Here is a 13,516-nt window from a genome sequence, read left to right as displayed (position 1 = left end):
GCGGCGCTGTTACCAAGCTAGCAAATGGGCCGTCGATGGGCTTGATCTGGCTTAAACCTCGCGTATTATTTAACTAACGTCAGCACTTCGCGGAAACGCGGGTGCTTGCAATCGCGCACCCATTCGAAGGCCAGCATCTCGACCGTCACCAGGTGGGCGCCCAGCCTGTCCAGGCGGGCCAGGGCGGCGTCGCGGCTGGCCGCCTGGCGCGAGCCGACGGCGTCGATGGCGACGATCACGTCATAGCCGAGCTCCAGCAAGCCGATGGCCGTCTGCAGCAGGCAGACATGCGCTTCGCAGCCCGTGACGACGATCTGTCTGCGCCCGGGCGGCAGGATGGCCTGCAAGCCGTCGGCACAGGCGCCGAAATGCGTCTTGTGCAAGGTCTGCTGGCACAGCGCGGCGATTTCCTCCACATTCGGCCCCAGTCCCTGGCGGTTCTGCTCCGTGCCCAGCACGGGCACGTCGAGCAGGCGGGCGATCTTTGCCAGGCGCAGGTTTTGCGCCAGCACGAGGCCGGCGTCGTGGATGGCCGGCATCAAGCGGCCCTGCAGGTCGACTATCACCAGTACGGCCTGGCTGGCATCCATCAGCATCGCATCCTCCTTTAATTAGTCTGTGGCGACAGTGTAGCGCGCCGCGGCTGGTTCAGGCGGGCCAGCTGGGCGTGGCCGTTTCTCCCATCAGGTAGGCATGATTCAGTTCGATGGCGGTCCGCAGGTAATTCCACAGGGCGCTGACCCGGGCGATGTTGCGCCGCTCGCTCGGCGAGATCATCCAGAAGGCGCGCAGCAGGTCGATCTCGCCGTCGAGCACGGGCACCAGCTCGTTCGATTGCTGCGCCACGAAGCAGGGCAGGATGGCCAGCGCCTGGCCCGCGCGCGCCGCATGGTATTGCGCGATCACGCTGGTGCTGCGAAACGCGCGCAGGGAGTCGGGCGCCACATTGTCCATGTAGCGCAGCTCCGCGCTGAAGACCAGGTCGTCCACATAGCCGATGATCGGGTGCTGCGCCAGTTGCGCCACGCTGGTGATCGGCGCATGGCGCGCCAGGTAGCTTGGGGTGGCGTACAGTTTGAGCCGGTAGTCGGACAGCTTCGTCACCACGTAGGGGCCGGACTGGGGCCGCTCGATGGAGATGGCCACGTCCGCCTCGCGCTTGGACAGGCTGACGAAACGGGGCACGGCGATCAGGTCGACGCTGATGTGCGGGTAGCGCCCGCAAAAGTGCGCCAGGTGCGGCGCCAGCACGACGGCGCCGAAGCCCTCGGTGGCGCCCAGGCGCACCTGGCCCGACAGCAGCCGGTTATGTTCGCCCAGCTCCTCGGTGGCGGCAAACACCGTGCTTTCCATCGTTTCCGCGTATTCCATCAGGCGGTGGCCCTCCGGCGTCAGCTGGTAGCCCACGTAGTTGCGGTCGAACAGCTGCGTGCCCACCTGCTCTTCGAACTTGCGCATGCGCCGCGACACGGTGGAATGGTCGATGCCCAGTTTTTTCGCCGCATCCACGAGGCCGGCGCTGCGCGTCAGCTCCAGAAACACCCGTACATTGTCCCAATCGAGCACTTTTTTCTCCTTGTGCATTTTTGCAAAGGAATTATGCATTAATTTCACTTGAGCGCATATTTTTACACATGCAGAATGCATCTAAACATATAAGAAAACTTATCCACCTGGAGACAAGCATGAAACAAACCGTTCTGGCCCTGGGCGCGCTGGCGCTCACCCTGTCCTGCACCGGCGCGCAGGCGCAGATTTCCGACGGCGTCGTCAAGGTCGGCATCCTGACCGACATGTCCGGTCCGTATTCGGCCATGGGCGGGCGCGGCTCCGTCGTCGCCAGCCAGATGGCCGTCGAGGATTGCCTGAAAGCCGAATGCAAGGGCATGAAGATCGAGATCCTGTCGGCCGACCACCTGAACAAGGCCGACATCGCCGCCTCGAAGGCGCGCGAGTGGATCGACCGCGACAAGGTCGACGCCATCGCCGACCTGACCAATTCCTCGGTGGCCCTGTCCGTGCAAAAGCTGATGAAGGAGAAGGGCGGCATCGCCATGTTCAGCGGCCCCGCCACGGGGCGCCTGACCAATGAAGACTGCTCGCCGAACGGCTTCCACTGGATGTTCGACACGTATTCGCAGGCGGCCGGCACGGCGGCGGCGCTGACGAAGCTGGGCCAGAAGTCGTGGTACTTCGTCACCGTCGATTACGCGTTCGGCCACTCGCTGGAAAAGGACGCCAGCGATGTCGTCAAGCGCAATAGCGGCACGGTGCTGGGCGCCGTGCGCCATCCGCTGAACGCGTCCGATTTCTCGTCCTTCCTGGTGCAGGCGCAAGGCTCGAAGGCGCAGGTGATCGGCCTGGCCAACGGCGGCGCCGACACGGTGTCGGCCATCAAGCAGGCGCGCGAATTCCGCATCGGCAGCGGCAAGGACCAGCGCCTGGCCGCCTTGCTCGTGTTCCTGTCCGACGTGCATGCGCTGGGCCTGGACACGGCCCAGGGCCTGGTCTACGCGGACGGTTTTTACTGGGACTACGATGACCGCAGCCGCGCGTTCGCCAAGCGCTTCGAGGCGCTCAACAAGGGCGCCAAGCCGACCATGGTGCAGGCCGGCGTGTATTCGAGCGTCTACCACTACCTGAAATCGGTGGCGGCGGCGAAGAGCGACGATTCGAAGATCGTCGCCGACAAGATGCGCCAGCTGCCGATCAAGGACGCCGTCATGAACAATGCATCGATCCGCCCCGACGGCCGCGTCATCCACGATATGTACCTGGTGCAGGTGAAAACCCCGGCCGAATCGAAGGGCGCGTGGGATTACCTGAAAGTGCTGTCCACCATTCCCGCCGACCAGGCCTTCAAGCCGATGGATGCGGCCGCATGCAACCTGGTCAAGAAATAATCACCGAACACCTTACGGAGCCTCACATGAACCAAGCCCTGACCCAAGTCCCCGCCGTCCCCCTGCATATCGGCGGCAAGCATCACGCATCGAACAGCACCGAATGGCGCGATGTCGTCAACCCAGCCACGCAGGAAATCGTCGCCCGCGTGCCGTTTTCCACGCCGGACGAAGTCAACCTGGCCGTCGCCACGGCCAAGGAAGCGTTCAAGACCTGGCGCAACACGCCGCTGGCCGCGCGCATGCGCATCATGCTCAAGTACCAGCACCTGATCCGCGAAAATATCGCTACCTTGGCCGAGCTGATCACGCGCGAACACGGCAAGACCCTGCCCGACGCGGAAGGGGAGGTCATGCGCGGCCTGGAAGTGGTGGAGCACGCGTGCTCGATCGCCACCCTGCAGCTGGGCGAGATCGCGGAAAACGCGGCCACCGGCGTCGATGTCTACAATATCTACCAGCCGCTGGGCGTGGGCGCCGGCATCACGGCGTTCAACTTCCCCGTCATGCTGCCGTGCTTCATGTTCCCGATTGCCATCGCCTGCGGCAATACCTTCGTGCTGAAACCGTCGGAGCAGGACCCGTCCTCGTCGATGTACCTGGTCGAGCTGATGTACCAGGCGGGCTTGCCGGCCGGCGTCCTGAACGTCGTGCACGGCGGCGCCGACGTCGTCAACATGCTGTGCGACCATCCCGACATCAAGGCCGTCTCCTTCATCGGCTCCACCCACGTGGGCACGCATGTGTACCGCCGCGCCAGCGAATCGGGCAAGCGCGCGCAGTCGATGATGGGCGCGAAAAACCATTGCGTGGTGCTGGCTGACGCCAACAAGGAACAGGCCATCAATAACCTGATCGGCGCCGCCTTCGGCGCGGCCGGCCAGCGCTGCATGGCCAATTCCGTCGTCGTGCTGGTGGGCGAGGCGCGTTCCTGGCTGCCGGAAATCGTCGCCCGCTCGAAGGCCCTGAAAGTGGGGCCGGGCAGCGACCGCGATGCCGACCTGGGCCCGATGGTGTCGAAGGCCGCCATGCAGCGCGCGGAAAAGCTGATCCAGGCCGGCGTGGACGAAGGCGCGCAGCTGCTGCTCGATGGCCGCGGCCACAAGGTGGCGGGCTACGAGGGCGGCAATTTCATGGGGCCGACGATTTTCTCGAAGGTGGCAGCGTCCAATTCCGTCTACACGCAGGAGATTTTCGGTCCCGCCATGTGCGTCGTCGAGACCGATACGCTGGACCAGGCCATCGCCTTCATCAACGCCAACCCGAACGGCAACGGCACCTCGATCTTCACTTCGTCCGGCTGGGCGGGGCGCAAGTTCCAGAACGAGATCGACGTCGGCCAGGTGGGCATCAACGTGGCCATTCCCGTGCCCGTCGCCTATTTCAGCTTCACGGGCTCGCGCGCGTCGAAACTGGGCGACCTGGGCCCGAACGGCAAGCAGGCGCTGTATTTCTGGACGCAGACCAAGACCGTCACGGCGCGCTGGTTTGCCCCGGACGATGGCGGCAGCGGCGTCAACACCACCATTGCGATGAAATAAGGGGGGCGGCCATGGGCAGCAACATCGTTTTTATCGGCCTGGGCAACATGGGCTTGCCCATGGCGCAAAACCTCGTGCGGGCCGGCCATGCCGTCACGGGCTTTGACTTGCTGCCGGCCAGCGTGAAGCAGTTTGCCGACGGCGGCGGCCTCGTCTCCGATGACCAGGGGGCCGCGATCCAGGCCGCCGACATCGTCATCACCATGCTGCCGGCCAGCCGCCACGTGCTGGGCGCCTACCTTGGCGAGGCGGGCATCCTGGCGCAGGCGCGGCCCGGCACCCTGCTGATCGACTGCTCGACGATTTCCACCGAGGCGGCGCGCCAGGTGGGCCGCGCGGCGCAGGAGAAGGGCTTGCCGATGCTGGACGCCCCCGTCTCGGGCGGCACGGCGGGCGCCGCCAACGGCACGCTGACCTTCATGGTGGGCGGCGAGGAGTCCGCGCTGGCGGTGGCGCGCCCTTACCTGGAAACCATGGGCAAGGCCATCTTCCACGCGGGCGCATCGGGCAGCGGCCAGACGGTCAAGATCTGCAACAACATGTTGCTGGGCATACTCATGATCGGCACCAGCGAAGCCATACGCCTGGGCGTGGCCAATGGGCTGGATCCGAAGGTGGTGTCGGACGTGATGGCGAAAAGCTCGGGCCGCAACTGGACCCTGGAGGTGTACAACCCGTGTCCGGGCGTGGCCGAGAACGTGCCCGCGTCGCGCGGCTACACGGGCGGCTTTGGCGTGGATCTGATGCTGAAAGACCTGGGCCTGGCCGTGGAAAGCGCGCTGGCCAGCGGCGCCGCGGTGCCGCTGGGCGCCTTGTCGCGCAATCTGTACAGCATGCACAGCAAGGCGGGGTCGGGCGCGCTGGATTTTTCCAGCATCTACCAGATGCTGGGCGAAAAGGCGTAAGGCTTAAGGCTGCTGGGCCTGTAACGCCGCCAGCTCGGCCCTGGCTTTTTCCAGCTTGCCTTCCAGCTTGGCGATTTTCTTCGGCTCCTTGTTCGCTTCCTGGGCCAGGCGCAGCGAGCGCTCCGTCTGGTTTACCTTGGCCTGTGCCTTGACGATTTTCTTGTTGTGGCGCTCGACCAGGGTACTGTCGCGGCAGTGGGCGTTGACTTCGTCGAGAGCGCGCGTCAGGCCGGCGACCTTGTCGGACAAGCCCTGTTCCTGCGCCTGGCGCAATTCGCTGCGGATGCTTTCGCGCTTGGCGGCGCAGCCCGTCAACTGGGTGTCGGCGGCGCTGGCGGCACCGCTGGCGGCGAGGGCGACGAGCAAGGTCAGGGCGGTTTTCGATAGACGGTTCATGGCATTCCTGTGTAAGTGGTGGGCTCGTGCAATGTAAGCCTGCCAGCGTGCCCTGTCAAACTTCCCGTGCAGTGCGCGCCTCCCCAGCGTGGCATCGGCTACCATGCGTGTTTCTGCTTCCCGATTCCGCCGCATGTCCAAGAAATTACTGTTGCTAATCCCTTTTCTACTGCCCTTGCCCGCCTTGGCGCAAACCTCGCCCACCTTGCTCGACCTGCAGCTGATCGCCATCGAAGCGAGGGCCGAGGCGAGGGCCGAGGCGCGGGCCAGCAGCCCGGAAAGCATCGCCGAGTTTGAGCAGGCCCGGCGCGCGGCCGAAGCGGGCGACGTCGAGGCGCAGCTGGAACTGGCGCGCATGCTGCAGCTGGGCGTCGGCACGCCGCAAGACACGGCGCAGTCGATGGCCTGGATACGCAAGTCGGCCGAAGGCGGCTATGCGCCGGCGCAAGCGGCCATGGGGGTGGCCTACACGGTGGGTGGCAAGGTGCCCATCGACCGCGTGCAGGGCGAATACTGGCTGCGCAAGGGCGTGGCGCAGGGCGATGCAGAGGCGCAAACCATCCTGGCGCTGGAATTCATCGACGGCGCCAGCCCTGCCGAAGAACAGGCGCTGGCCATCACCTGGCTGAAGGCGGCGGCGAACGAGCAGCACTTTGTGCCCGCCTACAATGCGCTGGGCGAGCACCTGATGCGCGCCGCCGTCGATGAACAGGATCGCGGCGAGGCTTTCCACTGGTATTACAGGTCGGCGCGCGAAAAGGAGCCGGCCGGCATGCGCAACCTGGCCCGCGCACATGAGCTGGGCCTGGGCGTGGCGCAGTCGGACAAGTGGGCCCTGGTCTGGTACGAGCGGGCGGGATGGAGCGGAGACAAGCCCGCCATGCGGCGCATGATCGAGGTGTATGTCAAAGGCGAACTGGGGCAACAGGCGAGTGCCGAGGACGCCGCCGAATGGCGTGACAGGCTGGCAGAGGCGGAAAAGAAATGAAGATGATCCTGTTTGTATTGAGCCTGGCGCTGGCGCAGCCGGCGTCCGCTCAAGCGCCGCGCCAGCATCCGGCGCTGGCCGAATTCGATACCCGGGGACTCGATGAGATGCGCGCGCGCGTGCAGGCCGTGGTCAGCCGCCCGGCCGACCTGTCGCCGGAAAAAGTCGCCGCCTTCGGCAAGGCGCGGCTGGCCGCGGAAGGGGGCGACAGCGCCGCCCAGCTGGAGCTGGCGCAGATGCTGCACGAAGGCGAAGGCACGCCGCGCGACTACGACGCCGGCCTGGCGTGGATGAAGAAATCGGCCGAAGGCGGCCATGGTCCGGCGCAAGCCTTCCTCGGCGTGGCCTTGACGCTGGGCCAGGGCATGGCGGTGGACCGCAGGCTGGGCGAGTACTGGTCGCGCAAGGGCGCCGCGCAAGGCGTGGAACTGGCCAACTTCACGGTGGCCATGCACTTTGAAAATATCCACAGCAGCCCCGAGGAACAGGCGCACGCGCTGCACTGGCTGAAGTTCTACGCCGAGAACGGCTTTATCCCCGCCTACAATGAAATCGGCTACCGCCTGATGATGACGGCGAAGGACGAGGCGCAGCGCCAGGAGGCGTTCAGCTGGTACATGTTGGCGGCCAAGGCGCTCGATCCGCCCGGCTTGAACAATGTCGCCTATTCGTATGAAGTGGGGCAGGGCGTGCAGCAGAGCGACGAGGCGGCCCTGGGCTGGTATGAGCTGGCGGCCATCGCGAAAAGCCCGCCCGGCCAGACGGGTTTTGCGCGCCTGCTGGAGCAGGGCCGGGGCGGCCCCACGCGGCAAGGCCCGGCGCCGCAGCCGTTCGAACTGTATCTGCTGGCAGCCAAGCAGGGCGACGAAGAGGCGATGCAAAGGCTGGTGCAAGTGTTCGAGAACGGCGAACTGGGGCAGCCGGCCAGTCCCATGCGGGCGGCGCTGTGGCGCGAAAAGCTGCGCGTGGCGCCCGCTCCCTGATAGACCGAGACGGCGCAAACACGGCATGCTATCATCGTTGTTATCGATAACAATGACGATGAGACATTCATGAATCCCGATTTTCGCTCCAAGGACATGCTCGAAGCGCATATTTTGCACACCATGCGCTTCTACCACCCGCGCGCCATCGATTCCAGTGGCGGCTTCTATCACTTCTTCCTCGACGACGGCACCGTCTACGACGCCGGCACGCGCCACCTGGTCAGCAGCACGCGCTTCATCTTCAATTACGCCATGGCTTACCGCCATTTTGGCGACGACGATTACCAGGCGGCGTTGCGCCACGGCGTGGCCTTTTTGCGCGACGTGCACCGCGACCCCGTCACGGGCGGCTATGCCTGGCAACTGCGGTGGCAAGACGGCGTCAAAACGGTCGAAGACGGCGCCAATCACTGCTACGGCCTGGCCTTCGTGCTGCTCGCATATGCGCACGCCCTGCAGGCGGGCATGGCGGAAGCACGCGCCTACCTGGACGAAACCTTCGAATTGATGGAGCAGCGCTTCTGGCTGCCCGAGCACGGCCTGTATGCGGACGTGGCCAGCGCCGACTGGTCCACGCTGGACGGCTACCGGGGCCAGAACGCCAATATGCACGCCTGCGAAGCCATGCTGGCCGCGTTTGAGGCGACGGGCGAGGCGCGCTACCTGCACCGCGCGGAGACCCTGGCGCACAACATCACCGTGCGCCAGGCGGCACTGGCCGGCGGCATGATCTGGGAACACTACAAGCCCGACTGGTCGATCGACTGGGAATACAACCTGCACGACAAGAGCAATATCTTCCGCCCCTGGGGCTACCAGCCCGGCCATTTCACGGAGTGGGCCAAGCTGCTGCTGATCATGGAGCGCCACGCCAGATTCATGGCCGGCTCCTCAAGCTGGCTGCTGCCGCGCGCGCGCGAACTGTACGACACGGCGCTGGCCAAGGCCTGGGATGAGGCGCATGGCGGCATTTTCTATGGTTTCGGCCCGCAGGACGAGATCTGCGATGGCGACAAATACTTCTGGGTGCAGGCCGAAAGCTTCGCCGCCGCCGCCGTGCTGGCCGCGCGCACGGGCGACGCAGCATACTGGCACAGCTATGACAGGATCTGGGACTACAGCTGGAGCCACTTCGTCGACCACGAGCACGGCGCCTGGTACCGCATCCTCACGCCGGAAAACCAGAAAATCAGCAACGAGAAAAGCCCGGCCGGCAAGGTCGACTACCACACCATGGGCGCCTGCTATGAAGTGCTGAACGTGATTGGCGGTGCCGCATGAGCGCCGCCGCTTTTCCCAATTTCCCTGCTTTCGTCTCGGCCGGCGAGGCGCTGACGGACATGCTGCGCACCGGCGCCGACCAGTGGAGCAGCCAGGTGGGCGGTTCGACCTGGAACGTGGCGCGCGTGATGGCGCGCCTGGGCGTGCCCAGCGCCTTTGCCGGTGGCGTCAGCCGCGACGTGTTCGGCGACGCGCTGGCGCAAGCGACCGACGTGGCGGGCCTGGACATGCGCTTCCTGCAGCGCTATGCGAAGTCGCCGCTGCTGGCCATTGTGCATGAACTGCATCCGCCCACCTATTATTTCATCGGCGACGACAGCGCCGACCTGCATTTCGACGCGGCCCTGCTGCCGGCCGGCTGGATGCAGGCGGCGCAGTGGGTGCATTTCGGCGGCATCAGCCTGGCCCGCGAACCGCTGGCGGGCAAGCTGGTGGCGCTGGCGCAGGAACTGAAGGCGGCCGGCGTGAAGATCAGCTACGACCCGAATTTCCGCGTCATGATGGATGAGCGCTACGACGCCACCCTGCGCCGCATGACGGAGCTGGCCGACGTGGTGAAGGTGTCCGACGAGGATTTGGCGGGCCTGTTCCGCCACGACGACGTCAATGGCGCGTTTGCCGCCTTGCGCAGCTGGAATCCGCAGGCCACGTATCTGTACACCTGCGGCGCGCAGGGCGCGGCCCTGTACCGGGGCGAGCAGGTCTGGCAGGCGGCGCCGCCGCAGATCGAGGTGGTCGATTCCGTGGGCGCGGGCGACGCCAGCATCGGCGGCTTGCTGTACAGCCTGATGTACCGGCCCGATGCGGACGGCGGCCAGCACTTGCGCTTTGCCGTCGCGGCGGGCGCGGGCGCCTGCCTGGCGGCGGGCGGATCGCCGCCGTCCGTGGCGCTGGTGGAGTCGCTGGCGCAGCGCACCGTGGTGCGCTAAGGCACGCTCAGCAGGCTAGCGGGGGAGTCGTTTCGCGGCCGGCATGTGCGCCCCCGGAGCACATTGTCCCGACGACGCCCGTTCCATCAGTGTGAACGCCATCAGGTGGTGCGTGGCGGGCGCCGCTTCGCCCGCGCGGCGCTGGCGTATCTCGTCGATGACGAGATTGACGGCGGCGCGCGCCATGTCGGCGATGGGCTGGTGGATGGTGGTCAGCTCGGGCCAGACGGTGGTGGCCACGGGCGTGTCGTCGAAGCCGCATACGCTCAATTCCAGCGGCACCTGCAAGCCCATGCCGTGCGCCACGGCCAGGGTGGCGGCGGCCATGTCGTCGTTGCTGGCGAAGATGGCGCTCGGACGCGGGCTGGCGGCCAGCAGCTGGCGCGCCGCGTCGAGTCCCGAACGATACGTGAAATAGCCTTGCGCCACGCGCTGCGGCGGCACGCCCAGGCCCGCCGCGCGCATGGCGTCTTCGAAGGCCTGGCGGCGCAGCAGGGCGGGCGTGTGTTCCGGGTCGCCCTCGATGAAGCCGATGTCGCGGTGGCCGAGCCCGATCAAATGGCGCGTCATGGCCAGCGCGCCCTCGTAGTCGTCGATGCGCACGGCCGATACATCGGGCGAGGGCCGCGCCGTGGCCACGGCGATGGCGGGGATGCCCATCCTGTTCAGCTGCGCCAGCACTTGCGGCGAATCGCACAGGGGCGGCGGCACGAGGATGCCGTCCACGCCGGCCGCCACCAGGCAGTCGATGGCGGCGCGCTGGCTGGCCAGGTCGCCGCAGCGTTCGAGCAGCAGCTGGCCGCCGCCCTGGCGGCACTGGTCCATGGCGCCGACGAGGAATTCGCTGAGGAAGGCCGCGCTGGGGTTGCTGTATAGCAGGCCGATGCGCAGGGTGCCCGTGCGCGCCGCCCGCGCCGCCAGGTTGGGCTGGTAGCGCAGGGCGGCTATCGCCGCCTCGACCTTGTCGCGCGTGGCCGTACTGACGCTGGCGCGCCCGTTGATCACGCGCGACACCGTCATGGCGGACACGCCGGCCAGGCGCGCCACGTCGTGCACGGTAGCGCCGCTGGCGGTGTCGAGGGCGGCTTGTGCCGCCTTATTCGAGGTGGCCACCGAATTTCAGCTTGCCGCTGATGCGCATGCCGTGCAACTGGCCTTCTTCCAGCTCGGCGGCGCTGGTGCGCTGCGCCGTGTCGCGCCGCGCCAGTCCCACCGACAGGATATCGAGCATCATCAGCTGCAGCAGGCGCACGATCATGGGCACGAAATTGAGGTTGCCTTCCGGGTGGTTCAGGGTCAGCAGCACGTCGGCCAGCTTGGCCAGCGGCGAACCGCTGGCCGTAATCGCCAGCACCCGCGCGCCGCAGCCTTGCGCCACCTTGACGGTGCGCAACAGCTCGGGCAGGGCGCCCGAACGCGAAATGACCAGCGCCACGTCGCCCGGCTTCAGCATGGCGGCGCTCATTTCCTGTGCCTGCGGGTCGGCAAAGAAGCTGCTGACGATGCCCAGGTTGAGCAATTTCTGCTGCATGTCGTCGGCCACCACGCGGGCGCTGCCCACGGCCAGCAATTCCACGCGCTGCGCGCCGCGCAGCAGTTCGATGGCGGCCGTCAGCGCCTTCACGTCGAGCATGTCGCGCATGGCGAGGGCTGCCGAGGCGTTGTTGCCCAGCACCTTGCGCGCCAGTTCGGCGTCGGAGTCCGATATCTCCACGTGGCAGTGCGCTACCGTGATGGCGCCGCCCGTCAGGCCGGACGCCAGCTTCAATTTGAAATCGGCCAGGCCCTGCACGCCGATCGAGCGGCAGAAGCGCATCACCGTGGGCTGGCTCACGCCGACGCGCTGGGCGATTTCGGCAATCGGCAGGGTCAGCATGGCATTCGGCTCTTTCAAGACCCAGTCGGCCACCTTGCATTCCGATGGGCTCATGCGACCGCGCGCCTGGCGCACGGATTCCAGCACGGGCGCGCCGGAATGGGCGCGCTTGAGCTTTTGCGCGAGGATGGCGGCGATGCCGAGGAAGGTCGGCAGTTCGGCCGTGATCAGGAAGGTGGGGATCTGCGCCAGGTATTCGTTCAGGCGGCCCTTCTGCTCGAAGCGGGCGCGGAACTGCGACTGCTCGAACAGGGGGCCCAGGCGCGGCACGATGCCCCCGCCTATATAGATGCCGCCCAGCGCGCCCAGGGTCATGGCCACGTTGCCGGCGATGGAGCCGAGGATGGCGCAGAAGCAGTCCACCGCTTCCAGGCACACTTCGCATTCATTGTTCAGGGCGCGGCTGGTGATTTCGGCCGCCAGCAGCGGTGCCGCATCGGGGTGGCCGGCGCGGTCGGACAGGGCGCGGTAGATCAGTTCCAGCCCGCGCCCGGAGGCGAGGCGCTCGGCCGAGACGTGCGACAGTTCGCGCCAGGCATAGGACAGCACATCCATCTCGCGCTGGTCGCACGGCGCGAAGCTGACGTGGCCCCCTTCGCTGCCCAGCGCGATCCAGCGGTCTTCGGCGGGGATCATGCCCGACACGCCCAGGCCCGTGCCCGAGCCAAGCAGGCCGATGACGCTGTCGGCGCGCGCCATGCCGCCGCCGATCTGCAGGCGCTGGTCGGGGCGCAGATAGGGCAGGGCCATGGCCAGCGCCGTGAAATCGTTCACCACCAGCAGCGTGTCGAGGCCCAGCGCTTCGCGCATCGCCTCGATCGAGAAGAACCAGTGGTGGTTCATCATGCGGATATTGTCGTCGTCGATGGGATTGGCGATGGCGATGGCTGCATGGCGCACGCGCGCCGAACCGGCGGCGCGCGCGTCGGCACTGTCCATGTAGGCGGTGATGGCGTCGAGCAGCGAGGCGTAGTCGTCGCAGGGCAGCACGGCCACGGCTTCCAGGTGGCCCTGGCGCGTTTCGAGCACGAAGCGGGCATTGGTGCCGCCGATGTCGGCCAGCAGGCGCGGCCCGTCAGTGAAGCGCTCCGCCGGATCGCTGCCTGCTACTTCCATTTTTTCATCAATTTTCATGGCGGTGCTTTATCTCGTATGCGTGCGCTGTCATGGCGGCGCACTGTCGTTATGGGCAAAAACCAAGGATTTTAATTCGTATACGTCCCGCGTGCCGAAAAATGCGGGATGCCCGCGCAATTGTGGTCTGCGGCGCCAGGAATCGGCAGCGCAGGAGAAAAAAGCAGGCCGATAAAACGGCAAATCAGGACGCAAATAAAGTGTCGCAGAGTAGTCGTAGGATTACAACATAATATGTTGATATTTGTTCGTAGTATAGTTACTATGTCCCTGCTGGAAAGAATTCTGGCCAGTACATTCGGCCACGAATGACTAGATAAAAACAAATTACTGAGGAGACTTACCATGCTGCATCGCACCATGTTGAAGGCCGTGTTGAAAACGCTGCCAGCTGCCATCGTCTTAGCCATCGCCAGCGGTTCCGCTGCTGCCGACCCCATGTATCCATCCGATTCCGAAGGCTTCCACGGCTACCTGCGCGCCGGCGCCGGCAGCAATACCTCCGGCGACGGCGGTTCGCAAGGTTGCTTCGGTCTGGGCGGCAATACCATGAAATATCGTCTGGGCAATGAGTGCG

13 protein-coding genes are annotated in these 13,516 nt (G+C 65.9%); 8 read left to right on the top strand and 5 right to left on the bottom strand.

Annotated features, from left to right (window positions below; translation table 11 throughout):
* Nucleotides 1-65 precede the first annotated feature (65 nt).
* Together O0880_RS21870 and O0880_RS21865 are read right to left on the bottom strand one after the other, a co-directional pair.
* Nucleotides 66-596: an isochorismatase family protein gene (locus O0880_RS21870; RefSeq protein WP_289888743.1), complete on the bottom strand. Its 531-nt coding sequence runs from the start codon at nucleotides 594-596 to the stop codon at nucleotides 66-68.
* Between the two features lie 52 nt (nucleotides 597-648).
* Complete coding sequence (locus O0880_RS21865) at nucleotides 649-1,566, bottom strand: LysR family transcriptional regulator (protein WP_071326533.1); 918 nt, start codon at nucleotides 1,564-1,566, stop codon at nucleotides 649-651.
* 119 nt (nucleotides 1,567-1,685) lie between these two features.
* On the opposite strand from O0880_RS21865, the gene O0880_RS21860 reads away from it, so the two are divergent.
* The 3 genes from O0880_RS21860 to mmsB are packed head-to-tail and all read left to right on the top strand — an operon-like array spanning nucleotide 1,686 to nucleotide 5,349.
* Entirely contained in the window at nucleotides 1,686-2,903 is a 1,218-nt protein-coding gene (locus O0880_RS21860) for an ABC transporter substrate-binding protein (RefSeq protein WP_289888742.1), read from the top strand.
* A 26-nt stretch (nucleotides 2,904-2,929) separates the two neighbouring features.
* A complete protein-coding gene (locus tag O0880_RS21855; protein WP_289888741.1) occupies nucleotides 2,930-4,444 on the top strand; it encodes a CoA-acylating methylmalonate-semialdehyde dehydrogenase in 1,515 nt (504 codons plus the stop codon).
* Nucleotides 4,445-4,455: 11 nt separating this feature from the next.
* Nucleotides 4,456-5,349 carry a 3-hydroxyisobutyrate dehydrogenase gene (gene mmsB, locus O0880_RS21850; protein WP_289888739.1) on the top strand — a complete coding sequence of 298 codons (894 nt, stop codon included), beginning with the start codon at nucleotides 4,456-4,458 and terminating at the stop codon, nucleotides 5,347-5,349.
* Between the two features lie 3 nt (nucleotides 5,350-5,352).
* Here mmsB and O0880_RS21845 read toward each other — a convergent pair whose 3' ends face one another.
* The gene (locus O0880_RS21845) at nucleotides 5,353-5,745 is read right to left on the bottom strand and encodes a DUF1090 family protein (protein ID WP_289888738.1); all 393 of its coding nucleotides are present in this window, start codon (nucleotides 5,743-5,745) and stop codon (nucleotides 5,353-5,355) included.
* A 151-nt stretch (nucleotides 5,746-5,896) separates the two neighbouring features.
* On the opposite strand from O0880_RS21845, the gene O0880_RS21840 reads away from it, so the two are divergent.
* The 4 genes from O0880_RS21840 (at nucleotide 5,897) to O0880_RS21825 (ending at nucleotide 9,929) form a co-directional block, all read left to right on the top strand.
* Nucleotides 5,897-6,733, top strand: coding sequence for a tetratricopeptide repeat protein (locus tag O0880_RS21840; protein ID WP_289888737.1), 837 nt, complete (start codon nucleotides 5,897-5,899; stop codon nucleotides 6,731-6,733).
* Nucleotides 6,730-7,716 (top strand): tetratricopeptide repeat protein, encoded by a 987-nt coding sequence (locus O0880_RS21835; protein ID WP_289888736.1) that lies wholly within the window; start codon nucleotides 6,730-6,732, stop codon nucleotides 7,714-7,716. Before O0880_RS21840 ends, O0880_RS21835 begins: the two co-directional genes overlap by 4 nt.
* Before the next feature lie 69 nt (nucleotides 7,717-7,785).
* Nucleotides 7,786-9,000, top strand: coding sequence for an AGE family epimerase/isomerase (locus tag O0880_RS21830; RefSeq protein WP_289888735.1), 1,215 nt, complete (start codon nucleotides 7,786-7,788; stop codon nucleotides 8,998-9,000).
* On the top strand, nucleotides 8,997-9,929 hold the full coding sequence (locus O0880_RS21825; protein ID WP_071324169.1) for a carbohydrate kinase: 933 nt from the start codon (nucleotides 8,997-8,999) through the stop codon (nucleotides 9,927-9,929). The genes O0880_RS21830 and O0880_RS21825 overlap by 4 nt, the downstream gene beginning before the upstream one ends.
* Nucleotides 9,930-9,944: 15 nt before the next feature.
* Here the strand turns inward: O0880_RS21825 and O0880_RS21820 are convergent, their stop codons facing one another.
* Both O0880_RS21820 and O0880_RS21815 read right to left on the bottom strand, forming a co-directional pair.
* Nucleotides 9,945-11,042, bottom strand: a complete 1,098-nt coding sequence (locus O0880_RS21820; protein WP_289888734.1) for a LacI family DNA-binding transcriptional regulator — start codon at nucleotides 11,040-11,042, stop codon at nucleotides 9,945-9,947.
* Complete coding sequence (locus O0880_RS21815; RefSeq protein WP_083411882.1) at nucleotides 11,026-12,939, bottom strand: glucokinase; 1,914 nt, start codon at nucleotides 12,937-12,939, stop codon at nucleotides 11,026-11,028. The genes O0880_RS21820 and O0880_RS21815 overlap by 17 nt, the downstream gene beginning before the upstream one ends.
* Before the next feature lie 345 nt (nucleotides 12,940-13,284).
* Here O0880_RS21815 and O0880_RS21810 point away from each other — a divergent pair.
* On the top strand, nucleotides 13,285-13,516 hold a 232-nt coding region (locus O0880_RS21810; RefSeq protein WP_289888733.1), incomplete at its 3' end, for a carbohydrate porin.

The sequence above is a fragment of the Janthinobacterium sp. SUN118 genome (assembly GCF_030397695.1).
Taxonomy (GTDB): Bacteria; Pseudomonadota; Gammaproteobacteria; order Burkholderiales; family Burkholderiaceae_D; genus Janthinobacterium.
Note: the sequence above shows the minus strand (reverse complement) of the source record. Positions and strands in the feature narration are given on the sequence as shown.